Source organism: Streptomyces sp. TRM70350, assembly GCF_019219825.1.
Classification (GTDB): domain Bacteria; phylum Actinomycetota; class Actinomycetes; order Streptomycetales; family Streptomycetaceae; genus Streptomyces.
Window position 1 is genome coordinate 89,796 of sequence record NZ_JAHUXH010000022.1, and the last position, 23,313, is coordinate 113,108.

At 72.4% G+C, this 23,313-nt stretch carries 17 protein-coding genes and 2 pseudogenes; 12 read left to right on the forward strand and 7 right to left on the reverse strand.

Going from position 1 to position 23,313, the window contains the following annotated elements:
• Positions 1-214: 214 nt before the first annotated feature.
• Positions 215-1,804 carry a phosphoglycerate dehydrogenase gene (gene serA / locus KWI83_RS27340; protein WP_218517052.1) on the forward strand — a complete coding sequence of 530 codons (1,590 nt, stop codon included), beginning with the start codon at positions 215-217 and terminating at the stop codon, positions 1,802-1,804.
• A gap of 170 nt (positions 1,805-1,974) precedes the next feature.
• On the opposite strand, the gene KWI83_RS27345 is transcribed toward serA, so the two are convergent.
• The 6 genes and pseudogenes from KWI83_RS27345 to KWI83_RS27365 all read right to left on the reverse strand — a co-directional run bounded on the left by KWI83_RS27345 (position 1,975) and on the right by KWI83_RS27365 (position 8,435).
• Complete coding sequence (locus KWI83_RS27345) at positions 1,975-2,664, reverse strand: dipeptide/oligopeptide/nickel ABC transporter ATP-binding protein (protein WP_256362877.1); 690 nt, start codon at positions 2,662-2,664, stop codon at positions 1,975-1,977.
• Entirely contained in the window at positions 2,661-3,614 is a 954-nt protein-coding gene (locus KWI83_RS27350) for an ABC transporter ATP-binding protein (RefSeq protein WP_218517053.1), read from the reverse strand. The genes KWI83_RS27345 and KWI83_RS27350 overlap by 4 nt, the downstream gene beginning before the upstream one ends.
• Positions 3,604-5,367, reverse strand: a complete 1,764-nt coding sequence (locus KWI83_RS27355; protein ID WP_218517054.1) for an ABC transporter permease subunit — start codon at positions 5,365-5,367, stop codon at positions 3,604-3,606. Before KWI83_RS27355 ends, KWI83_RS27350 begins: the two co-directional genes overlap by 11 nt.
• Positions 5,364-6,860: an ABC transporter substrate-binding protein gene (locus tag KWI83_RS27360; RefSeq protein WP_218517055.1), complete on the reverse strand. Its 1,497-nt coding sequence runs from the start codon at positions 6,858-6,860 to the stop codon at positions 5,364-5,366. Before KWI83_RS27360 ends, KWI83_RS27355 begins: the two co-directional genes overlap by 4 nt.
• Before the next feature lie 98 nt (positions 6,861-6,958).
• A pseudogene (locus tag KWI83_RS39075) lies at positions 6,959-7,228 on the reverse strand (MFS transporter); the annotation flags it as partial.
• A 28-nt stretch (positions 7,229-7,256) separates the two neighbouring features.
• Positions 7,257-8,435, reverse strand: a complete 1,179-nt coding sequence (locus KWI83_RS27365) for a helix-turn-helix domain-containing protein (protein ID WP_218517056.1) — start codon at positions 8,433-8,435, stop codon at positions 7,257-7,259.
• Positions 8,436-8,599: 164 nt separating this feature from the next.
• Between KWI83_RS27365 and KWI83_RS27370 the strand changes: the two genes are divergently transcribed.
• From KWI83_RS27370 to KWI83_RS27400, 8 genes and pseudogenes are all read left to right on the forward strand, one after another.
• The gene (locus KWI83_RS27370; RefSeq protein WP_218517057.1) at positions 8,600-9,526 is read left to right on the forward strand and encodes a proline dehydrogenase family protein; all 927 of its coding nucleotides are present in this window, start codon (positions 8,600-8,602) and stop codon (positions 9,524-9,526) included.
• A gap of 37 nt (positions 9,527-9,563) precedes the next feature.
• On the forward strand, positions 9,564-11,195 hold the full coding sequence (pruA, locus tag KWI83_RS27375; RefSeq protein ID WP_218517058.1) for an L-glutamate gamma-semialdehyde dehydrogenase: 1,632 nt from the start codon (positions 9,564-9,566) through the stop codon (positions 11,193-11,195).
• Positions 11,192-11,332: pseudogene (locus KWI83_RS40420) on the forward strand (hypothetical protein); the annotation flags it as partial. The gene pruA and the pseudogene KWI83_RS40420, both read left to right, overlap by 4 nt.
• 363 nt (positions 11,333-11,695) lie before the next feature.
• Positions 11,696-12,229, forward strand: a complete 534-nt coding sequence (locus tag KWI83_RS27385) for a GNAT family N-acetyltransferase (protein WP_218517059.1) — start codon at positions 11,696-11,698, stop codon at positions 12,227-12,229.
• 249 nt (positions 12,230-12,478) lie between these two features.
• Positions 12,479-12,610: a hypothetical protein gene (locus tag KWI83_RS39080; RefSeq protein ID WP_256362880.1), complete on the forward strand. Its 132-nt coding sequence runs from the start codon at positions 12,479-12,481 to the stop codon at positions 12,608-12,610.
• A 208-nt stretch (positions 12,611-12,818) separates the two neighbouring features.
• Positions 12,819-13,862 (forward strand): 3-isopropylmalate dehydrogenase, encoded by a 1,044-nt coding sequence (locus KWI83_RS27390; protein WP_218517060.1) that lies wholly within the window; start codon positions 12,819-12,821, stop codon positions 13,860-13,862.
• A gap of 249 nt (positions 13,863-14,111) precedes the next feature.
• The gene (locus tag KWI83_RS27395) at positions 14,112-15,200 is read left to right on the forward strand and encodes a branched-chain amino acid aminotransferase (protein ID WP_218517061.1); all 1,089 of its coding nucleotides are present in this window, start codon (positions 14,112-14,114) and stop codon (positions 15,198-15,200) included.
• Positions 15,201-15,373: 173 nt separating this feature from the next.
• On the forward strand, positions 15,374-18,286 hold the full coding sequence (locus KWI83_RS27400; RefSeq protein ID WP_256362881.1) for a SpoIIE family protein phosphatase: 2,913 nt from the start codon (positions 15,374-15,376) through the stop codon (positions 18,284-18,286).
• On the opposite strand, the gene KWI83_RS27405 is transcribed toward KWI83_RS27400, so the two are convergent.
• Complete coding sequence (locus KWI83_RS27405; protein WP_218517063.1) at positions 18,287-19,717, reverse strand: cytosine permease; 1,431 nt, start codon at positions 19,715-19,717, stop codon at positions 18,287-18,289.
• 131 nt (positions 19,718-19,848) lie between these two features.
• On the opposite strand from KWI83_RS27405, the gene ureA reads away from it, so the two are divergent.
• Genes ureA through KWI83_RS27420 form a run of 3 tightly spaced genes read left to right on the forward strand, consistent with a single transcriptional unit; the run spans position 19,849 to position 23,311 of the window.
• Positions 19,849-20,553, forward strand: coding sequence for an urease subunit gamma (gene ureA, locus KWI83_RS27410; RefSeq protein ID WP_218517064.1), 705 nt, complete (start codon positions 19,849-19,851; stop codon positions 20,551-20,553).
• Positions 20,550-22,262: an urease subunit alpha gene (locus KWI83_RS27415; RefSeq protein ID WP_218517065.1), complete on the forward strand. Its 1,713-nt coding sequence runs from the start codon at positions 20,550-20,552 to the stop codon at positions 22,260-22,262. The genes ureA and KWI83_RS27415 overlap by 4 nt, the downstream gene beginning before the upstream one ends.
• A gap of 8 nt (positions 22,263-22,270) precedes the next feature.
• On the forward strand, positions 22,271-23,311 hold the full coding sequence (locus KWI83_RS27420) for an agmatine deiminase family protein (RefSeq protein WP_308122205.1): 1,041 nt from the start codon (positions 22,271-22,273) through the stop codon (positions 23,309-23,311).
• Positions 23,312-23,313: the final 2 nt, after the last annotated feature.

The window sequence follows — 23,313 nt, forward strand, 5'->3', positions numbered from 1 at the left end:
CGCAGGACGACCCCGGCAGCGCCACTACACTGCCGTATTACATACGCGTCAGGCCCACAGCGTCGTGCGTCTTCCACGCGGCCAAGCGACACCGAGGAATTTCAGGCACGCACCGAACGACGCGGAGGCGCACCCGAAATTCCCCGGCGCCGCTCCCCCTCCACCGCCTGCGGCCGTCGGGACGGCCGTCCGCATCGCACATGTGAGGACTCACGTGAGCTCGAAACCTGTCGTACTCATCGCTGAAGAGCTGTCGCCCGCGACCGTGGACGCGCTCGGCCCGGACTTCGAGATCCGGCACTGCAACGGCGCCGACCGAGCCGAACTGCTCCCCGCCATCGCCGACGTCGACGCGATCCTGATCCGCTCCGCCACCAAGGTCGACGCCGAGGCGATCGCCGCCGCGCACCAGCTCAAGGTCGTCGCGCGAGCCGGCGTCGGCCTGGACAACGTCGACGTCTCCGCCGCCACCAAGGCCGGCGTGATGGTCGTCAACGCCCCCACCTCGAACATCGTGACGGCCGCCGAGCTGGCCTGCGGTCTGATCCTCGCCACCGCCCGCAACATCCCGCAGGCCAACGCCGCGCTGAAGAACGGCGAGTGGAAGCGCAGCAAGTACACCGGCGTCGAGCTGGCCGAGAAGACCCTCGGCGTCGTCGGCCTCGGCCGGATCGGCGCCCTGGTCGCCCAGCGGATGTCCGCCTTCGGCATGAAGGTCGTCGCCTACGACCCCTACGTGCAGCCCGCGCGGGCCGCGCAGATGGGCGTCAAGGTGCTGTCGCTGGACGAGCTGCTGGAGGTCTCCGACTTCATCACCGTCCACCTGCCCAAGACCCCCGAGACGCTGGGCCTGATCGGCGCGGAGGCGCTGCGCAAGGTCAAGCCGAGCGTGCGGATCGTCAACGCCGCGCGCGGCGGGATCGTCGACGAGGAGGCGCTGTACTCGGCGCTGAAGGAGGGCCGGGTCGCCGGTGCCGGTCTCGACGTGTACGCCAAGGAGCCCTGCACCGACTCGCCGCTGTTCGAGTTCGACCAGGTCGTGTGCACCCCGCACCTCGGTGCCTCCACCGACGAGGCACAGGAGAAGGCCGGTATCGCCGTCGCCAAGTCCGTCCGCCTCGCGCTCGCCGGTGAGCTGGTCCCGGACGCGGTGAACGTCCAGGGCGGTGTCATCGCCGAGGACGTCAAGCCGGGTCTGCCGCTCGCCGAGCGGCTCGGCCGGATCTTCACCGCGCTCGCCGGTGAGGTGGCCGTGCGGCTGGACGTCGAGGTGTACGGCGAGATCACCCAGCACGATGTGAAGGTGCTGGAGCTGTCCGCGCTCAAGGGTGTCTTCGAGGACGTCGTCGACGAGACGGTGTCCTACGTCAACGCCCCGCTGTTCGCCCAGGAGCGTGGCGTCGAGGTGCGGCTGACCACCAGCTCGGAGTCGCCGGACCACCGCAACGTCGTGACCGTGCGCGGCACGCTCGGCGACGGCGAGGAGGTGTCGGTGTCCGGCACGCTCGCCGGTCCCAAGCACCTGCAGAAGATCGTCGCGGTCGGCGACTACGACGTGGACCTCGCGCTGGCCGACCACATGGTGGTCCTGCGGTACGAGGACCGGCCGGGAGTCGTCGGCACGGTGGGCCGGATCATCGGCGAGGCCGGGATCAACATCGCCGGGATGCAGGTCGCTCGCGCGACGGCGGGAGGCGAGGCGTTGGCTGTGCTGACCGTCGATGACGCGGTGCCCACGGGAGTGCTCGCCGAGGTCGCCTCGGAGATCGGGGCGACGTCTGCTCGGGCGGTGAACCTCGTCTGAGGTTGCCGTCCCTGGGGGCTGCCGCCCCCAGACTCCCGCTTCGGCCCTGAACGGGCCTCGTCCTCGAACGCCGGACGGGCTGAGTCGATCGGCCCGTCCGGCGTTTCCTGTGCCCGCACCCGCCGTAGCGTCGCCGTCGCATCAGTGCCTCCGCCAGGTGATCGAGGCCGCTACCCGGAGATGACCCGCCCCTCGCGCATCTCGATCGCCCGGTCCGCGAAGTGGCGTACGACGGCCCGGTCGTGGCAGACGAAGAGGTAGCCGAGCCCGAGGTCGTCCTGGAGGTCGGCGAGCAGGTTCAGCACACCGGCCCGCACCGAGGGGTCGAGGGCGGAGACCGGCTCGTCGAGCACCAGCAGGCGCGGCTCGGAGGCCAGTGCGCGGGCGATTCCGGCGCGTTGGCACTGGCCGCCGGAGAGCTCGTGCGGGTGGCGGTCGCCGTACGAGGGGTCGAGGCCCACCCGGTCGAGGAGCTCGGCCACGCGGGCGGGGCCGTCGGTGTCGCTCCAGCGGCCCTGCACCTTCAGCGGTTCCGCCACCGCGTCCCGGATGCGGTGGCGGGGGCTCAACGACCCGTACGGGTCCTGGAAGACGGGCTGCATGCGCGGGCGGACCGGGCGCAGCTCGCGTTCGGTGAGGGTCGTCAACTCCCGGCCCTCGAAACGGACTTCGCCGCTGTGCGGGCGCCGCAGCTGGAGTACGGCCAGGGCCGTGGAGGACTTGCCGCAGCCGGACGGGCCGTTCAGGGCGAGGGTCTCGCCCGCGCCGACCGAGAAGGAGACCCGGTCCACGGCGGTGAAGTCGCCGTAGCGGACGACCAGTTCGCGAACGTCGAGGAGAGGGACCATGCGGGCGGTCATGCGGGTTGCGCCTCCTGGAACAGCTCGATCGTGACGTCCTCCGCGCGGTGGCAGGAGACGGTACGACCGTCCAGCGGGCGCGGCTGAGGCTCCTCGGCGCGGCAGCGTTCGGTGGCGAGCGGGCAGCGTGGGGCGAAGGCGCAGCCCCGGGGGAGGGCGCCCGGCGCGGGAGGGGTGCCGGGGAGGGTGGGCAGGCGGCGGCCGCGGGCGTACTGGGGGAGCGAGGCCAGCAGGCCCGCCGTGTAGGGGGCGCGGGGGCGGGTCAGTACGCCCGCCGCCGGACCGAGTTCGCTCTGCCGCCCGGCGTACATCACCAGGACCCGGTCCGCGTGCGCCCGTACCGCCTCCATGTCGTGCGTGACCAGCACCAGCGCGGCGCCGACCGCCTCACGCTGCTCGCCGAGCAGCCGCAGGACCTGCTCCTGGCGCTCGGCGTCGAGTGCGGTGGTGGGTTCGTCGGCCACGACGACGTCGGGTTCGTTGATCGTCGCCATGGCGATGACCGCGCGCTGCCGCATGCCGCCGGAGTACTCGTGCGGGTACGCGCGTGCCTTGCGGGCGGCGTCGGGGATGCCGACCCGGTCGAGCGCGGCCACGGCGAGGGCGCGGGCCTCCTTGCGGGTGACGCGGCGCACGGACCGTACGGCGGCGGCGAGTTGGTCGCCGACGGGATGCACGGGGGAGAGGGCGGAGAGGGCGTCCTGCGGGACCAGGGTGATGCGGCGGCCGCGGTCCGACGAGAGGTCCGGCCGGATCGTGCCGCTCGTCGTGGCCTCCCGCGGCAGCATGCCGAGCAGGGCCCGGGCGGTGAGGGACTTGCCCGCGCCCGACTCGCCGACGAGGGCGAGGACTTCGCGCGGGCGGACGTCGAAGGAGAGGCCGCGGACGGCCTCGACGCCGTGGAAGGCGATCCGCAGATCGCGTACCGAGAGCAGTGCGTCAGACGGCAACGGGGGTCTCCTTCACCGCGGGCTTCACCGCGGGCGTGAGCTTGCGGACCCGTCGGCTGTACGTGGCACCGGTCACTGCCAGCGCCGCCAGCAGCGCGAGGGCCACGGCCGGGGCGAGGGCGGCCCAGGGGGCGCGTTCCACATAGGCGCGGGACTCGTCGAGGAGCAGGCCCCATTCCGGTGCGGGCGGCTGGGCGCCGAGGCCCAGGAAGCCGAGGGAGGCCAGCGCGAGGGCGATGCCGGGCAGGCGCAGCAGGGCGTGCCGGGCGACGGGCGCGGCGACGGACGGCAGGACGTGCCGGGTGAGGATCCACCACGGCGTCGCCCCGATGGCCCGTTGGGCGGTGAGGAACGCCGACGCCCGCACCTCCTGCACCAGCGCCGCCGCGTGGGCGGCCAGCGGTGGCCAGGAGATCAGCGCGACGGCGACGGCCGCGCCGCCGGTGCCGGGTCCGGCGGCCGCGGCGACCAGGATGCCGACGATGACCGGGGGCAGGGCGTTGGCGATGTCGGCGGCGCCGGCCGCGATGCCGGGGAGGAAGCCGAGGGCCAGCCCCACCAGCAGCGACAGCAGGCATACGGCGGCTGCCGTGCCGACGGTCGAGGCGGCGCCGTGCCCGAGCCGGGCGAGGACGTCGCGGCCCAGGGCGTCGGTGCCCAGGGGGTGGGCCCAGGAGGGCGCGGCGAGGCGGGCTGCGGTGTTCACGGCGTACGGGTCGCGCAGCAGGCCCCAGCCGATGGCCACGGCAAGGACTGTGAACAGGGTCAACGGCACCGCCGGGTGTGTACGGACCGGTCGGGCCGGAGGGAGGGCGAGCCCGGCGTCACGCAGGGCCGGGCCCAGCAGGCGGCGCCGCAGAAGAGCGGCGACCGCCCCCGTGGCCAGGCCGAGCAGCAGCAACGCCAGGACCGAGCCCTGGAGCATCGGCAGATCCTGCGACTTGGCCGCGCCCAGCGCCGTACGGCCGATGCCCGGCACCGCGAACACCGTCTCCACCGCGACCGCGCCCCCGGTCAGCCCGACGGCCACCATCCCGAACTGCGGTACCAGCGGCGGCAGTGCGCGCTTGAGGGCGGCCCCGGAGATCCTCGCGCGGCTGACGCCCGCGCCCCGCCACAGCTCCACCCACCGCTCGTCGAGCACGGCGGGCAGCGCGTCCGCGACCAGTCGGCCGAGCAGACCGCCCGCCGGGACGCCGAGCGCGAGCGCGGGCAGGACCATGTTCTGCGGCCCCTCCCAGCCGGACGTGGGCAGCCACCCCAGCCACACCGCGCACACCAGCAACGCGACGGTGGCCAGCAGGAACTCGGGCACGGCGGCCAGCATCGCGGCGAATCCGCCGCCCGACCCCCGCCCCCGTACCAGCACCGGCGCCACCAGCGCGGCGGCCAGCAGCACCGCCACACCGAGTGCCGCGCCCATCAGGCCCAGCGACACCTGGAGGCCGGCGACGACGGACGGCAGGACGTCGGTCCCGGACACCCAGGAGGTGCCGAAGTCGCCGCGCAGCAGGTCCGAGAACCAACTCCCCAGCAGCGCGAGGGGACCGGCGTCCAGCCCGAGGTCCTCGCGGATCGCGGACAGGGCCTCCTCGGTCGCCTCCTGCTCGGCCGACCGGGCGCGCAGCACGGTGAGCGCCGGGTCCTTGTGCGAGAGCCAGGGCAGCAGGCCGACGGTGGCCAGGACGGCGACGAGACACACGAAGCGGGTCAGCCCGGCCGGGCTGACCGACTTCCTCGCCACTGCCTTCACTTGACGTACGTGTCGACCGTGACGAGCTCACGCTCGCTCGGGTCGTGGGCCGCGTCGACGACACCGGCGGCGTCGCCCTGGATCACCCGCTCGTGGAGCATCGGCACCGCCGCGTCCTTGGCGAGCACGGCGGCCTCGGCCTCGATGATCGCCTTGCGGCGGGCGTCGCCGACCGGCGTGTCGGCGGCCTTCTTCAGGGCCTTGTCGACCTCCTTGTCGGCGAACTGCGAGAGGTTGAAGCCGCCGTCGGAGGCGAAGTCGCTGTAGAGGTACGCGGCCGGGTCGCCGGAGTCGAGGACGGTGGCGCGCGAGAGGATGAACGCGTCGAACTTGCCCGCCATGGCGTCGGACTCGATGTTCGCGTACTCGCGGACGTCGAGCTTCACCTTGAACCCGGCCTTCTGGAGCTGCTGCTGCAGTGTGGCCGCGACCTCGGGCATCTCGGACCGGTCGGTGTACGTGCCGATGGTGATCGTCCTGCCGTTCGGTTCACCGGCCTCGGCGGCCCGTGTCACCGGCGTGCGCAGCTCGGACGCCCACGGCAGCGCCGGGCCCAGCAGCCCCTCGGCGACATCGGCGCGACCCTCGTACACGCCCTTGACGATCGACTCGGCGTCGATCGCCTCGCGGGCCGCCGCTCGCAGCGAGGCATCCTTGAAGACGCCCTTCTCGGTGTTGAGGTACAGCGTGTTGGTGCGCGGCATCGGGACCTCGGTGATCAGGTCCTGGTCGAGCACCGCGGCCTGCGAGACCGGTATCGCCTCGACGATGTCGGCCTCGCCGCTGCGCAGTGCGGCGGCGCGGGCGGTGCCGTCGGGCACGAACTTCACGTCGATGCCGGGGGCCTTGGCCTTCTTGCCCCAGTAGCCGTCGTAGCGGTCGAGGCTGGCGGAGACGGCGCCGTTGACCTTGGTCAGCTCGAAGGGGCCGGTGCCCGCGTCGACGGGGTTGACCGCCTTCCCCTTGTACGCCTTCGCTGCGAGGATCGACAGCTGCGGGGAGCTGAGGCGCTGCGGGACCAGGGGGTCCTCGACGGCGGTGGTGACGGTGACCTTGTCGCCGTCGGCCTTCGCGGTCAGGTCCACGCCGTCGAGGATGCGGGGCTTGGGGGAGGCCGTGGCGGCCTTGGTGAGGGAGTTGACGACGGCCTCGGCGGTGAGCTCGGTGCCGTCGTGGAAGGTGACGCCGTCGCGGATGGTGAAGGTCCAGCTCTTCCCGGACTGTGTCCACTCGGTGGCGAGTGCCGGCTGGGCGTTGCCCTCCGCGTCCAGCTTGACCAGCGTCTCGGCGGTCGACCAGCGGGAGAGCTTGAACGCGTCGTCGGACAGCGGGGACAGGCCCGAACGCGGGGGCTGCAGCATCGCCACGCGAATGCGCTTGCCCTCGCCGGAGGCGGAGGCGTCGTCGGAGCCGGCCGAGGAGAAGCAACCGGTGAGCAGGACGGAGGCCGCGGCGGCCGCGGTGAGGGAGAGGGGGCGGGCGGGGAGGCGCACGGGACACTCCGGGTAAGGGCAAGGTTAAAGGTTGATCGTTCGATGACCTTAACATGATGACAATCGTTTTCATTCACCCTCTCGTCGTTGTACCGGTCGACCACCAGGGCCGGCAGGGCCGCCACCAGGCAGACGGCGCTCAGCCCCATCCACACCACGTCGTACGAGCCGAACAGGTCACGGGCCGTGGCGCCGAGGAAGGCCGAGACGCCCGCGCCCAACTGGTGGGCGGAGGTGGCCCAGCCGAACACGATGGGGCCGTCGTCGCCGTACGCCCGCCGGCACAGGCCGATGACCGGGGGCACGGTCGCCACGTCGACGAGGCCGTGGACGACGGCGAAGACGACCATGGACGGGCGCACCGTCGAGGGGGCGCGGCATGTGGGGGTGCGATGCTCACAGCCGCGCCCCCTTCAGCGCCATGTGCAGCAGCAGCCGGTCCTCCCCGTCGTCCAGGTCGAGGCCCGTCAGCTGTTCCACCCGGGACAGCCGGTAGTACAGCGTCTGCCGGTGGATGCCCAGTTCGGCGGCGGTGCGGGCGGCCTGGCCCGCGCAGTCCAGGTAGATCTCGGCCGTGCGGGCCAGCTCGTGGTGGGTGGGGGAGAGCAGCGGGGCGACGGCGGGGTCGTGGGCCGTCTGCGGGGGGAGGGAGGTCAGCAGCCGGTACGGGCCGATGCGGGACCACTCGGCCACCGGCCCGAGGCGGGGTTCGGCCAGCGCCGCGCGGGCCGCGGCCGTCGCCTCCTGCCAGGCCGTGCCGAGGTCGGCGAGGCCGCTGAGCGGGTCGCCCACGCCGGCCCGGGCGTCCCCCTTGAGCAGCCGGTTCGCCGCTGTCAGTGCCGGGGTGCGTACGTCCGTGGAGCGCAGCCGGACCAGCACCGCCAGGCTCTGGCCGGTGGTACCCCAGGGGATCGTGCACAGGGCCGTCGTGTGCGGTACCGCCCGGGCCGACGGGGCGTCCTCCGGGTCCGCCGACGGCCACGGCGCCACGCACACCACCGCGTGCGGGCCCTCGCCGCGCGGGCCGAGGGCCGTGCGCAGGGCGGCCACCGCCATGTCCCGCTGCCAGCCGCGCTCCGCCGTCAGCACCGCCCGGAACTCCCGGGTGAGGTCGGCCCCGGCCTGCGCCTCGTCGGCGAGCAGCGCACCGATCCGGCCGGTCACCTCCATGGCGGCGGCCAGCTGGGCGTCCGTGGGCCCGGGCTCGCCGTCGAGCAGCCAGACGTAACCGAGGACGACCCCCCGATGCCGTACCGGAAGGCAGATCCGGCCCCGGTGCACCCCCGCCTCCGGAGTGCGGGGGATCCGGACCGGGCCGGTCGCCCGGGTGATGCCGAAGCTCTCGAACCAGGCGCGGACGGCGTCCGTGGAGCGGCGGGTCAGGATCGAGCGGGTGCGGACCGGGTCCAGCGCCGACGGATCGAGGTCGCCCTCGCTGTCGTAGGCGCCGAAGGCGATCAGCTCGAAGTCGCGGTTCTCCAGGGTCGCGGGGGCGCCGAGGAGCTCGGAGATCTCGTCGACCAGCTCCTGGTAGTCATCCCGGTATTCGGCCGTCACCCGGGCATTCTCTCCCATTTCCCTGGGGCCTTCATACATCTGTCTGAGATCTGCGGCACGGATGCGTGACAGCTGTCGATGGCCGACGATCGGAGGGATCCCTAGGTTTCACGGTGGTTCTCCGTACCGTCCCCGAATCGTCGGGTATCGGCCTTATGTTGGTTGTGTTCTGGAGGTGCCCCGTGCTGGGTCCCGTGATTCTCGCCGCGTCGCGCAGCGACCGGATGCGACGCCTGATGACGGCGGCCCCGGGGACGAAACAGGTCGTGGACCGCTTCATCCCGGGTGAGCGGGTGGACGACGTCGTCCCGATCATCGAGGCCCTCACCGGCCGGGGCCTGGAGCTGACGATGGACGTCGTCGGCGAGGACATCACCACCCGTGAGCAGGCCTGCGCCGCCCGGGACGCCTATCTGGAGCTGGTCGACCGGCTCAAGCCGCTGGAGCTGGGCGAGCGGGTCGAGATGTCGGTGAAGCTGTCGATGTTCGGGCAGGCGCTGGAAGGCGGCCACGAGCTGGCCCTCGCCAACGTCCGCCCGGTCGTCGAGGCCGCCGCCGAGATCGGTACGACGGTGACGCTGGACGCGGAGGACCACACCACCCTCGACTCGATGTTCGCCATCCACCAGGAGCTGCGGAAGGACTTCCCGCAGACCGGCTGCGTCATCCAGGCCTACCTCTTCCGCACCGAGGCCGACGCCCGCCGCCTCGCCGCGGACGGCAGCCGCGTACGGTTGGTGAAGGGGGCGTACAAGGAGCCCGCCGAGGTCGCCCACCAGCAGAAGCACGAGATCGACAAGGCATACGTCCGCGTCCTGCGGACCCTGATGGAGGGCGAGGGGTACCCGATGATCGGGTCCCACGACCCGCGCCTGATCGCCATCGCCCAGGAACTCGCCCGGCGCGCCGGGCGCAAGCCGGACGAGTACGAGTTCCAGATGCTGTACGGCATCCGGACCGAGGAGCAGCTGCGGCTCGCCGCCGAAGGTCACCGCATGCGCGTCTACACCGCGTACGGCACCGACTGGTACGGCTACTTCATGAGGAGGCTCGCGGAGAAGCCCGCCAACCTGCGGTTCTTCGTGCGCTCCATGGTCACCAAGAGCTGAGCCCGAAACACCCGCTCATTAAGGAGTTACGGAACACATGGACGCTGTGACCCAGGTCCCCACCCCCGTCAACGAGCCGGTGCACGGCTACGCCCCCGGCTCGCCCGAGCGTGCCCGGCTGGAGGTCAAGCTCAAGGAGGTGGCCGAGAACCCCATCGACCTGCCCTGCACCATCGGTGGTGAGAAGCGGATGGGCGGCGGCGAGGAGTTCAAGGTCGTACAGCCGCACAACCACAAGGCCGTGCTCGGTACGTACCGCAACGCCACCCAGCAGGACGCCCAGGACGCCATCGACGCGGCCCTGGCCGCTGCCCCGGCCTGGCGCGCGATGTCCTTCGACGACCGCGCGGCGATCATCCTGCGCGCCGCCGAGCTGCTGGCCGGTCCGTGGCGCGAGACCCTGGCCGCCTCCACCATGCTCGGCCAGTCCAAGACGGCCCAGCAGGCCGAGATCGACACCCCCTGCGAGCTGATCGACTTCTGGCGCTTCAACGTCGCCTACGCCCGCCAGATCCTGGCCGAGCAGCCCCCGGCCAACTCCCCGGGCGTCTGGAACCGCCTCGACCACCGTCCGCTGGAGGGCTTCGTCTACGCGATCACGCCGTTCAACTTCACGGCCATCGCGGGCAACCTGCCCACCGCGCCCGCGCTCATGGGCAACGTGGTGGTGTGGAAGCCGAGCCCGACGCAGACCCACGCCGCCGTGCTGCTGATGCGGCTGCTGGAGGAGGCCGGTCTGCCCAAGGGCGTCATCAACCTCGTCACCGGTGACGGCATCGAGGTCTCCAAGGTCGCCCTGGAGCACCGCGACCTCGCCGGTATCCACTTCACCGGCTCGACCAGGACCTTCAAGTACCTGTGGAAGACGGTCGGCGCCAACATCGACAAGTACCGCTCCTACCCGCGCATCGTCGGCGAGACCGGCGGCAAGGACTTCCTGGTCGCCCACCCGTCGGCCGACCGTGCGGTGCTGAAGACCGCGCTGACCCGCGGTGCCTTCGAGTACCAGGGCCAGAAGTGCAGCGCCACCTCCCGCGCGTACATCCCGGCGTCCATCTGGAACTCCGGCTTCAAGGAGGAGTTCGCCGCCGAGGTCGACTACCTCACCATGGGTGACGTCACCGACCTGTCGAACTTCATCGGCGCCGTGATCGACGAGCGCGCCTTCGCCAAGAACAAGGCCGCGATCGACCGGGCCAAGGAGGACCCGAGCTGCCGAATCGTCGCGGGCGGCTCGTACGACGACTCGGTCGGCTACTTCGTCCGCCCGACGGTCATCGAGTGCACCGACCCGGAGAACGAGGTCTTCACCACCGAGTACTTCGGCCCGATCCTCGCCGTGCACGTCTACGAGGACGAGACGTACGACGAGATGCTGACGCAGATGGAGTCGGTGTCGGACTACGCGCTGACCGGCTCGGTCATCGCCAGCGACCGTGCGGCCGCGGCGTACACCGCCGACAAGCTGCGCTACGCGGCCGGCAACTTCTACATCAACGACAAGTCGACCGGCGCCGTCGTCGGCCAGCAGCCCTTCGGCGGCGGCCGCGCGTCCGGCACCAACGACAAGGCGGGCGCCCCGCAGAACCTGATGCGCTGGACCCTGACCCGCGCGATCAAGGAGACGCTGGTCCCGCCGACCGACTACACCTACCCGCACATGGGCTGACATCCCGTCACCCCCCACGGGCCAGGGCGTCTTCCCCCGGGAGCCGCCCTGGCCCGCGCGTGTCCGGCTGCGTGGGCCCCTGGACGACGGCCCGCTTCGCGGCGGACCTGGACGCGGTACGCCGCCACTTCGCTCTGCGGCGCATGACCCTGCTGGGCCACTCCTGGGGCGCACGACTGGTGCTCGCCTATGCCTCGCCCACCCCGGCCGCGTGGACGCGCTGGTCCACGTCGTCGGCACGGGCATCGGCCCGGACACCGCCTGGCACCCCGCGTCCGGCGCGTGACCCTCCCGGACGCCGGTCACCTGCCCTGGGCCGAGGACCCAACGGGCTTTCGGCAGGCGGTACAGGGCGCTCTGGCGTAGCAGGCTGCCCTCGGAGAGGGCCGGGTCGTCGAAGTCGTCGGCAGGGTCGCGAGTCATGCCCAGGTGGCGCATCACGGGCCCGCGAACGGTCGTTGGAGACACAGCCACCGAATCGGCCCCGCGATACTTGCCCCATGACCACCCACACCGCCCACACCGCCGACCTCGCCCCCGACCAACTGCTCACCGTCCGGCGCTTTCTCCACGACGCCTTCGACGGCGACTTCGGAGACGCCGACTGGGACCACACGCTGGGCGGCATGCACGCCCTGGTGCACGACGAGCGCGGGCTCGCCGCACACGGGGCGGTCGTCATGCGCCGGGTGCGGCACGGGCAGCGGTGGCTTCGGGTCGGGTACGTCGAGGGGGTCGCCGTACGGCGCGATGCGCGGCGCACCGGGCTCGGCGGCCGGGTCATGGCCGCCCTGGAGGGGATCATCACCCGGGCCTACACCATGGGCGCCCTGTCCGCCAGCGACGACGGCGCCCGCCTGTACGAGGCCCGGGGCTGGCAGGCGTGGGGCGGCCGCGTCTGCGCGCTCGGCCCGGACGGGGTGATCCGCCTGCCCGAGGAGGAGGGCTCCACGTATGTGTGGCCCGCCCCCGGCGGGGTGGCCGATCCCGATGACGAACTGGTCTTCGACTGGCGCGACGGTGATGTGCTCTAGCGGAAACCCGCAGGTCACGCCCCTGTGACGCACTCCACCGTCTCAGATAGTAGGAAGTCCGAGTAATTGTGGAGACAGACCGTCCGTCCTCGCTTAGCTTTGTAGGAGCCGAACGTCTCGCTCGATCCAGCGAATGGCGGTCGTGAGCCGGGCCCCGTGCAGGCAACCCCTGCGGCACCGCTCCCCGCCCCACCCGGCGTCTCGAAACCCCCTGCCGCACTCCACGCTGTTCGAAGGAGTCGATTTCCCATGGCCGAGACGACCGTCCGCCGCCGAGTCCGTCACCTCTCCCGTACGAGCGAGTCCGACCGCAAGAACGCCGCCGCCGCCCTCCAGCGCGCCCTCGACCGCCGCGACAACGGCGGTGAGACCGGCCACTGAGCCACGCCGTACAGGGACCGTGACGGGACACCGAAGCCGGGAGCCGCACCCGACCGGGGTGCGGCGCGGACACCTCCCTCCGCGCCGCACCCCGGTGAACGTCCCCACGTGGGTCAACACCCGCCCCGCGTACGGATGGACGGCACAGGATATGTCCGTATCGCGGACAGTGCATGTCATCCCATGGGACGAGGAGTAGGGTGCCCGCATGTCTCGCAGCATCAATCTCGCAGTGATCCCCGGTGACGGCATCGGCCAGGAGGTCGTGACCGAAGGCCTGAAGGTCCTCTCCGCCGTCCTCCCGCAGGATGTGAAGCTGGAGACCAAGGAGTACGACTTCGGCGCCCGGCGCTACCACGCCACCGGTGAGACCCTCACCGACGCCGACCTCGACGCGCTGAAGAAGCACGACGCCATCCTGCTGGGCGCGATCGGCGACCCGAGCGTCCCCTCCGGCGTCCTGGAGCGCGGCTTCCTGCTCAAGCTCCGCTTCGCCTTCGACCACCACGTCAACCTGCGCCCGAGCAAGCTGCTCCCCGGTGTCGCCACCCCGCTCGCCGGTGAGCCGCAGATCGACTTCGTGGTCGTCCGCGAGGGCACCGAGGGCCCGTACACCGGCAACGGCGGCACCATCCGCAAGGGCACCGAGCACGAGGTCGCCACCGAGGTGTCCGTCAACACCGCCTACGGCGTCGAGCGCGTCGTCCGGGACGCCTTCGCCCGCGCCCAGGCCCGCCCGCGCAAGAAGATCGCCCTCATCCACAAGAACAACGTGCTGACCTTCGCGGGCCACCTGTGGACGAACATCTTCCACCGGGTGGCCGCGGAGTACCCGGAGGTCACCACCGAGTACATGCACGTCGACGCGGCGACCATCTACCTGGTCACCCAGCCCGAGCGGTTCGACGTCATCGTCACCGACAACCTCTTCGGCGACATCATCACCGACCTCGCCGCGGCCGTCTCCGGCGGCATCGGCGTCGCCGCGAGCGGGAACATCAACCCGTCCGGCGAGTTCCCCTCGATGTTCGAGCCCGTGCACGGTTCGGCGCCCGACATCGCCGGCCAGGGCAAGGCCGACCCCACCGCCACGGTCCTGTCCGTCGCCCTGCTGCTGCGCCACCTCGGATACGAGACGGAGGCCGCCCGGATCGAGGACGCGGTCTCCGCCGACCTCGCGGAGCGCACGGGCAAGCCCGCCCGCAGCACCTCCGAGATCGGCGACGCGCTCGCCGTACGAGTAGCCGGCTGACCCGCCGCGCACTCGAACCCTCGAAGCCGCCGGGTCATCGACAACCCGGCGGCTTCCCCATGTCTCCGCCGGGTGCGACCATCAACCCTGGGCCGCATTCACGCCGTTTTCCGTCCACGGCAACCTGCGCGCGATAATCGAACGCGGAGCCGCGGATTGTGGGAATGCTCGGACGTCCTAGCACTGGCCACTGGCAGTTCTGGCGTGAGCGCGGCCCGTCACTCAACAACCGGTGAAGGACAACCACTCATGACGACGCCCACGATCGAGCTCAAGCCCTCCGCCAACCCGCTCTCCGACGCGGAGCGCGAGGCGATCCTCGCGAGCCCCGGCTTCGGCCGCCACTTCACCGACCACATGGTCACCATCAAGTGGACCGAGGGCCGCGGCTGGCACGACGGACAGCTCGTCCCGTACGCGCCGATCTCCCTCGACCCGGCCACCAACGTCCTGCACTACGCGCAGGAGATCTTCGAGGGCCTGAAGGCCTACCGCCGCCCCGACGGCTCGGTCGCCACCTTCCGCCCCGACCAGAACGCCCTGCGCTTCCAGCGCTCCGCGCGCCGCCTCGCGATGCCCGAGCTGCCGGTCGAGACGTTCATCGAGGCCTGTGACGCGCTGGTGCAGCAGGACAAGGCGTGGGTCCCGGCGCACGGCGGCGAGGAGTCCCTCTACCTGCGCCCGTTCATGATCGCCACCGAGGTCGGGCTGGGTGTGAAGCCCGCGGGCGAGTACCTCTTCCTCGTCATCGCCTCCCCGGCCGGTGCCTACTTCCCGGGCGGCGTCAGGCCGGTCTCCATCTGGGTCTCCGAGGACCGCGTCCGCGCCGTCCCCGGCGGCATGGGTGACGCCAAGACCGGCGGCAACTACGCGGCCTCCCTGCTCGCCCAGGCCGAGGCCGCCGCCAAGGGCTGCGACCAGGTCTGCTACCTCGACGCGGTCGAGCACAAGTGGGTCGAGGAACTCGGCGGGATGAACCTGTACTTCGTGTACGGCAACAAGATCGTCACGCCGTCCCTCACCGGCTCCATCCTGGAGGGCGTCACCCGCGACAGCCTCCTGACCGTCGCCCGCGACCTCGGCTACCAGGCCGAGGAGGGCCGCGTCTCCGTCGACCAGTGGCAGCGCGACACCGAGAACGGCACCCTCACCGAAGTCTTCGCCTGTGGTACGGCCGCCGTGATCACGCCGGTCGGCACGGTCAAGCGCGCGACCGGCGAGTGGCAGCAGTCGGGCGGCGAGCCCGGCGAGGTCACCCTCCGCCTCCGCCGGGCCCTCCTCGACATCCAGCGCGGCACGGCCGAGGACAAGCACGGCTGGATGCACGAGCTGGCCTGAGCGCTCCGCCGGTGGTGCCGAACCGCGCCTCACCAGGCGCGGTTCGGCACCGTTATCTGGTTGTTATCCGGGTCGCAGCGGGCATAGGGTGAATGCGCCCGGAGGTCCCGCCCAGGTGGCGTGCCGAACGGCGGTACGCGACCCGAGCGGTCTGCGGTGAGGAAGTGATCCCGTTGTCCGTCGCCTGGGACGACATCGGCGGGCTCGTCGATGCCCACGAGCGGTTTCTCGCCGGTACGCTCGTCGAGTCCGCGGTCCGCGACACGGTGCTGAACTCCTGGAAGCGCTGCAGGTCCGCGGGGCTCGAACCGCACCAGCTGGTGATCCCCTATGCCCCGGACCTGGCACTGGACGAGCATTTCCTGCGCGCCGCCGAACCGGTCCTGAAGGGTCTGGCCGCCTCGCTCGCCAACGTGGGCATGGCCATCGCGCTCTGTGACGCGCAGGGCCGTATGGTCCAGCGCCTCGGCGGTGACCGGAAGCTGCGCGACAGCCTCGACGAGGTGCGGTTCGCCCCCGGTTTCGACGCCTCCGAACGGGTCGTGGGCACCAACGGCGTCGGCACGGCGCTGGCCGAGCGCGGTCCCGTCTTCGTGATCGGCCGTGAACACTTCGCCGACTGCCTGCAGCCCTTCGCCTGCGCGGGCGCGCCCGTGCGCGACCCCCTCAGCGGGCGCATCGAGGCGGTCCTCGACCTCACCTGCCTGCGCGACGACAACGACCCGACCATGCTGCGGCTGGTGCACGAGGCCGCCCGCGGCATCGAGGCGCGGTTGCTGGAACAGTCCACGCAGCGGGAACGGGCCCTGCTCGCCGCGTACCGGCGGGCCGGCCGCGCCGCCGGCCGATGGCCGGAGCAGCCCGCGGTCGCGGCGGCGATGCCGAGGGACGGCCATGACGCCGGTGGCCTCAGCCGGCTCGACCTCTCGGTCATGCGGGAGAAGGCGGAGGAACTCATCGCCTCGCCGCGGCGCACCCTCGACGAGGTGAAACTGTCCGACGGCCGGATCGCCACGCTGCTGCGCCGCCCGGTCATGGGCGCGGCGGGCGTGACGGGCGTGGTCGTCGAGGCCCGTATTCTCGGCGGCCCGCGACTGCGCATGACCGCACCGGCCACGGCGGCCGAGGCGGCGACGGGCGTGCCGACCGAACCGAGGTCGGTGGCCGAGGCACTTTTCGCGGCCCTGCCGACGCCGGCCACCACCCCGACCGTGGCCCGCCCGCCCGTGCCGCCGCCCGCCACCGAGGCCCGCTCGGAACCGGGCCGGGCCCTGTCCGACGAGGCCGCCTCGGAACCGGGCCGCGCCGTGACCGACCGGGACGGCAGCGGCGACGGCGACGGCGGCGGCCGGCTGGTCCTCGTCGGCGAGCCCGGCGTCGGCCGACTGGCCGTCCTGGCCCGCAGGCGCCTGGAGCTGCTGCACGACGCGAGCGTCCGGATCGGCACCACGCTGGACGTCACCCGCACCGCCGAGGAGCTGGCGGACGTGACCGTCCCCCACTTCGCCGACTTCGCCGCCGTCGACCTTCCCGACTCCGTGCTGCACGGCGACGAGCCCGGCCCCCTCGGAGCGGACACGCCGCTGCGCCGCGTCTCCCTGGGCGCCGTACACGAGGAGTCCCACCTCTACCGCGTCGGCGACACGGTCCGGTACGTGCCGTCCACACCGCAGGCCCGCAGTCTGGAGAGCAGGCAGTCCGTGCTCGAACCCGTCCTCGGTGCGGCCGACGGCTGGCTCGCCCAGGACCCGCCGCGGCTCGAACGGGTGCTCGCGGCCGGCATCCACTCCCTGATCACGGTCCCGCTCCGGGCACGGGGCGCCACCCTCGGCGTCGTGAGCTTCTACCGCTGCGAGAAGCCCGCCCCCTTCGAGGAGGACGACCTGTCCCTGGCGCAGGAGCTGGCCGGCCGCGCCGCCATCTGCATCGACAACGCCCGCCGGTACACGCGGGAGCACAACACCGCCCTCGCCCTGCAGCGCAGCCTGCTGCCGCGCGGCTGCCCCGAGCAGAGCGCCGTCGACGTCGCCTGCCGCTATCTGCCCGCTCAGGCCGGTGTGGGCGGCGACTGGTTCGACGTGATCCCGCTGTCCGGCGCCCGGGTCGCGCTGGTCGTCGGCGACGTGGTCGGACACGGGCTGCACGCCGCCGCCACCATGGGCCGGCTGCGCACCGCCGTGCACAACTTCTGTTCCCTGGACCTGCCGCCCGACGACCTCCTGACCCACCTCGACGACCTGGTGGGACGGCTCGACCGGGCCGAGGGCTGGGCGGTGGAGAGCACCCAGCCGGACTCCGGCATCGTCGGAGCCACCTGCCTGTACGCGGTCTACGACCCGGTGTCCCGGCGCTGCACCCTGACCCGCGCCGGGCACCCCCTGCCCGCAGTGGTCGGTCCGGACGGCACCGTCGAGTTCGTCGACCTGCCCTCGGGGCCGCCGCTCGGGCTCGGCGGGCTGCCCTTCGAGACCGTCGAACTCGAACTGGCCGAGGGCAGCCGGCTCGTGCTCTACACCGACGGCCTGATCGAGGACCGCTACCGGGACTACGACTCGGGCCTGAAGAAGCTCGCCGCCGTCCTGGCGCGGGCCGACGGGACGCCCGAGGACACCTGCGAGGCGGTCCTGGACGCGCTGCTGCCGTCCCGGGCCAGCGACGACGTGGCCCTGCTCGTCGCCCGCACCCACGCCCTGGGGCCCGAGCGGGTCGCGCAGTGGGAGCTGCCCAGCGATCCGGCGGTCGTCTCCCGTTCCCGCGCCGCGGTCACCGACCAGCTGTCCGCCTGGGGCCTGGACGACCTCGCCTTCACCACGGAACTGGTCGCCAGCGAACTGGTCACCAACGCCATCCGCCACGCCACCGGCCCGGTGCAGCTGCGGCTGCTCCGCGACCGCGCGCTGATCTGCGAGGTCTCCGACGGCAGCAGCACCTCGCCCCGGCTGCGCCGCGCCCGCACCGAGGACGAGGGCGGACGCGGGCTGTTCCTCGTCGCCCAGCTGACCGCGCGCTGGGGCACGCGCTACACCACCGACGGCAAGGTCATCTGGACGGAGCAGCCCCTGCCGACGGCCGGCCCGGAGCAGTAGCTACACCTCGGCAGTCGCCCGGGCCGCGCCGGAGTCCCCCTCCACGGCCGTCCTCGCGCGCACCGGGATCAGCAGATACGCCAGACCGCCCACCGCCCCCGACAGCAGGAAACTCACGTCCACCCCGCCGGTCAGGGCCAGCAGCGGCCCCTCGTACCACGGCAGCGCGACCGCCAGCACGCCGACCACCGCACCCAGCACCCACGACACGGCGGCCGGGAGGTTCCAGCCGCCCCGGTACCAGTACGCACCGCCCCGGGCCCGGCGGTTGTACACCTGGAGCGCCTCCGCGTCGTACACCCCGCCGCAGCGGACGAAGCCGATCAGGGTGATCACTGCCCACGGCGTGCCGATCGCCGTCAGCAGCAGGACGAACGACGTCATCGCGGTCTGCGCCTCCCAGGCGAAGTGCCCGGCGAAGACGCAGGCGGTGGCGAGGACCGCGACCGCGCAGGTGGCCCGGGCGCGGGAGGCGCGCGGCAGGATGGCGTCCAGGTCGAGGCCCATGGAGTAGAGCATCAGCCCGGCGTTGCCGACGGAGCCGGCGGAGGCGGCCAGCAGGAGCGGGATCAGGTACCAGGCCGGGGAGGCCGTGACCAGTGGCCCGGCGTAGTCCAGGGCGGCGCGGGCGGCGTACGCCGTGAAGGTGCCGAACAGCTGTGGGACCAGCAGGCCGAGCAGCAGGCCCAGCCAGGTCGCGTGCAGCACCCGGCGGGAGGAGTGGCGGGCCGGGGAGATGTAGCGGGTGTAGTCGCCGAGGAGCGTGATGAAGGCGATCGGGCCGGACAGACCCGCGGCCACCGTCGCCAGCACCCAGGTCGGCCAGAATCCGCCGAGCAGATAGCCGCCCGCCTCGGGCAGCGCGCCGGTGGTGAAGTCGGGTGCGTAGGCGACGAGTCCGAGGACCAGCAGCCCGGTCATGGCGATGGCGAGGACGCGGGACATGGCGAGCAGCACGCGGTAGCCGTAGACCGCGCCCGCGACGGTGGCGGCGGCGAGCAGCGCGTAGACCAGGCCGTACGACAGGTCGCTCGCGGGCAGGCCGACCAGCCGCTCCAGGACGCGCACCGTGACATCGCCGCCGATCCACACGGTCAGCGCGGTGTAGCCGAGGGCGAGCAGCAGCCCCACGATCGAGCCGACCAGGCGGCCGCGCACCCCGAACTGGGCGCCGGAGGACGTCGACAGGTTGGTGGCGGTGCGCAGGGAGATCAGGGCGAGCGGGGCGGTGACGGCCGTGCCGACGACCGTGCCGACCAGGATCGAGCTCACCGACGCCCACCAGTCCAGCCCGAAGGACGGCGGCAGCCAGCCGAAGACGATCACTCCGAGGCAGAGGTTGGAGCCGAGCAGGATCGAGACGAGGTCGCGGGGTGTGCTGGTGCGTTCCTCGTCGGGGATGGTGTCGACTCCGCGCTGTTCCATCGGCATGGTGGGTCTCCCTCGGTTAGAGTGACGTTCAATCTGAGGTGTCCAACCTCCTGTCGTCAACCCTTGGGCTGCGGCATTCCAATGTTTAGAGTGGTGCTCTAAAACGAGGAAAGGCAAGGAGGTGCCGCGCAGTGAGACTGACCCCCACGGAACGTGACCGGCTGCTGCTCTTCGGGGCTGCCGAACTGGCCCGGGCACGCAGGTCCCGCGGGCTGCGGCTGAACGTCCCGGAGGCGACCGCACTCATCGCGGACACCGTGTGCGAAGCCGCCCGGGACGGGGCCCGGCTCGCCGAGGCGATCCGGCGCGCCCGGTCGGTGCTCGGCCCGGACGACGTCCTGCCGGGCGTCGCCGACGTCGTGACCGAGGTGCACGTCGAGGCCGTCTTCGACGACGGCTCGCGGCTCGCGGTCGTGTCGGATCCCATCGGGGGCGGGCCGGGGGAGCGGGCGCCGGGCGCGCTGCTGCCCGGGCCGGAGCACGCCGAGCCCGAGGCGGTGGCGCGGCTGACGGTCACCAACACCGCCACCGTGCCCGTCTCCGTCACCTCCCACTTCCACTTCTTCGAGGCCAACCCGCGCCTGGACTTCGACCGGGCCGACGCCTACGGCATGCGCCTCGCCGTGCCCGCCGGGTCGTCCGTGCGCTTCGGTCCCGGCGAGACCGCCGAGGTGGGCCTCGTGCCGATCGGCGGCGACCGGATCGCGATCGGCTTCGCCGGTCTGGTCGACGGGCCGCTGGACGCGCCCGGCGCCCGCGAGGAGGCGCTGCGCCGCGCCGCCGCCTGCGGCTACCTCGGCGTGTCCGAAACAACCGACCAGGAGGTCGAGCGATGAGCCGCCCCGGAGGCCACCCCGCCGAAGCCCGCCGCCTCACCCCGTACGAGTACGCCGCCACCCACGGCCCCCGCGCCGGCGACCGCATCCGCCTCGGCGACTCCGGCCTGACGATCCGGGTGGAGTCCGACTCCCAGCGCTACGGCGACGAGTTCCTCGCCGGTTTCGGCAAGACCGCCCGCGACGGACTGCACCTCAAGGCCGCCGCCGTCCGGGACACCTGCGACGTCGTGATCAGCAACGTCGTCGTGATCGACGCGGTGCAGGGGATCCGCAAGGTCTCCATCGGCATCCGCGAGGGCCGGATCTGCTCGATCGGCCGGGCCGGGAACCCCGACACCCTCGACGGCGTCGACGTCGTGGTCGGCACCGGCACGTCGATCGTGTCCGGCGAGGGCCTCATCGCCACCGCCGGGGCCGTCGACACCCACGTCCACCTGCTGTCGCCGCGGGTCATGGAGGCCTCGCTGGCATCCGGGGTGACCACGATCATCGGGCAGGAGTTCGGGCCGGTGTGGGGGGTAGGGGTGAACTCCCCGTGGGCGCTGCGGCACGCGTTCAACGCCTTCGACGCCTGGCCGGTCAACATCGGCTTCCTGGGGCGGGGTTCGTCCTCGCACCAGGCGCCACTCGTCGAAGCCCTCGCCGAGGGCGGCGCCTGCGGCTTCAAGGTGCACGAGGACATGGGTGCGCACACACGTGCGTTGGACACCGCGCTCCGCGTCGCCGAGGAGCACGACGTCCAGGTCGCCCTGCACAGCGACGGCCTCAACGAGTGCCTCTCGGTGGAGGACACCCTGCGCGTCCTGGAGGGCCGCACCATCCACGCCTTCCACATCGAGGGCTGCGGGGGCGGACACGTCCCGAACGTGCTGAAGATGGCCGGGGTGCCCAACGTCATCGGCTCCTCCACCAACCCCACCCTGCCCTTCGGCCGGGACGCGGTCGCCGAGCACTACGGCATGATCGTCTCCGTCCACGACCTGAAGACCGACCTGCCCGGCGACGCCGCCATGGCCCGCGACCGCATCCGCGCCGGGACCATGGGCGCCGAGGACGTCCTGCACGACCTGGGCGCCATCGGCATCACCTCGTCCGACGCGCAGGGCATGGGCCGCGCGGGCGAGACGGTCCGCCGTACCTTCGCCATGGCCGGGAAGATGAAGGCCGAACTCGGCGCCCCCGACGCCGGTCACGACAACGAGCGCGTCCTGCGCTACCTGGCCAAGCTGACCATCAACCCCGCCATCGCGCACGGCCTCTCCCACGAGGTCGGCTCCATCGAGGTCGGCAAGCTCGCCGACCTCGTGCTGTGGCGCCCGGAGTTCTTCGGCGCCAAGCCGCAGCTGGTGCTCAAGGCCGGGTTCCCGGCGTACGGCGTGGTCGGCGACCCCAACGCGGCCACCGACACCTGCGAACCCCTCGTGCTGGGCCCGCAGTTCGGCGCGCACGGCGCGACCCCGGCCGACCTCTCGGTCGCGTTCGTCGCCCGCGCCGCGCTCGACCAGGGCCACGACACCATGCCGACCCGGCGCCGCAGGGTCGCCGTGCGCGGCACGCGCGGGATCGGCCCGGCCGAGCTGCGCCTCAACTCCCGTACCGGACAGGTCGACGTCGACCAGCGCACCGGACTGGTCACCCTCGACGGCGACCCGCTGCGCTCCGCTCCGGCCGAGTCCGTCTCCCTCAACCGTCTGTACTTCCTGTGAGGAACCCTGTGAGCACCCCCGCATCCGACGGCTTCCGCATGCCCGCCGAGTGGACCCCGCACGAGCGCACCTGGATGGCGTGGCCGGGCCCGAACCCCACCTTCGACGCCCCGCAGGACCTCGCCGCCGCCCGGAACGCCTGGGCCCGCGTCGCCCGCGCGATCCGCCGCTTCGAGCCGGTGACGGTGGTGTGCGGCCCCGGGCGGTCGGCGGACGCGAAAAGCCTCCTGGGCGACGGCATCGAGACGGTCGAACGCGACCTCGACGACGCGTGGATGCGGGACATCGGCCCCACGTTCCTGACCGACGGCAAGGGCGAACTGGCCGCCGTCGCCTGGACGTTCAACGGCTGGGGCGCCCGGGACTGGGCCCGCTGGGAGCACGACGCGAAGATCGCCGCGTACGTCTCGGACCTCGCGGGCGCGAAGACGTACGCCTCTCAGCTCGTCAACGAGGGCGGCGCGATCCATGTCGACGGCGAGGGCACGGTCCTGCTGACGGAGACGGTCCAGCTCGGACCCGAGCGCAACCCGGGCTGGACGCGCGAGGCGGTCGAGGACGAGATCCACGCCCACCTCGGCACCCGCAAGGCCATCTGGCTGCCTCGCGGTCTCACCGGCGACTACCCGCCGTACGGCTTCGGCACCCTGGGCCACGTCGACATCGTCGCCGCCTTCGCCCGCCCCGGCGTGGTCGTGGCCCATGCGCAACCGGACCCGGCGCACCCCGACCACGAGGTGACGCAGGAGGTCATCGGCATCCTGAAGGCGCAGACGGACGCGCGGGGCCGCCGCCTGGAGGTCGTCGAGGTGCCCGCCCCGACCGTCCTGGAGGCCGACGGTCACTGGGCCGACTACTCCTACATCAACCACTACCTGTGCAACGGCGGCGTGGTGCTCTGCGGTTTCGACGACCCGCGCGACGAGATCGCGGCAGGCATCTTCCGCCGCCTGTTCCCGGAGCGGACCGTGACGCTGGTGGACGCCCGTACGATCTTCGCGGGGGGTGGAGGCATCCACTGCATCACGCAACAGCAGCCGAAGACCTAGAG

Coding starts and splice junctions, on each gene's coding strand:
- KWI83_RS27385 (WP_218517059.1), top strand. CDS start 11,696: ATGACCACCCACACCGCCCACACCGCCGACCTCGCCCCCGACCAACTG.
- KWI83_RS27405 (WP_218517063.1), bottom strand. CDS start 19,717: ATGCCGATGGAACAGCGCGGAGTCGACACCATCCCCGACGAGGAACGC.
- KWI83_RS27365 (WP_218517056.1), bottom strand. CDS start 8,435: ATGGGAGAGAATGCCCGGGTGACGGCCGAATACCGGGATGACTACCAG.
- KWI83_RS27345 (WP_256362877.1), bottom strand. CDS start 2,664: ATGACCGCCCGCATGGTCCCTCTCCTCGACGTTCGCGAACTGGTCGTC.
- KWI83_RS27390 (WP_218517060.1), top strand. CDS start 12,819: ATGTCTCGCAGCATCAATCTCGCAGTGATCCCCGGTGACGGCATCGGC.
- KWI83_RS39080 (WP_256362880.1), top strand. CDS start 12,479: ATGGCCGAGACGACCGTCCGCCGCCGAGTCCGTCACCTCTCCCGTACG.
- KWI83_RS27415 (WP_218517065.1), top strand. CDS start 20,550: ATGAGCCGCCCCGGAGGCCACCCCGCCGAAGCCCGCCGCCTCACCCCG.
- pruA (WP_218517058.1), top strand. CDS start 9,564: ATGGACGCTGTGACCCAGGTCCCCACCCCCGTCAACGAGCCGGTGCAC.
- KWI83_RS27395 (WP_218517061.1), top strand. CDS start 14,112: ATGACGACGCCCACGATCGAGCTCAAGCCCTCCGCCAACCCGCTCTCC.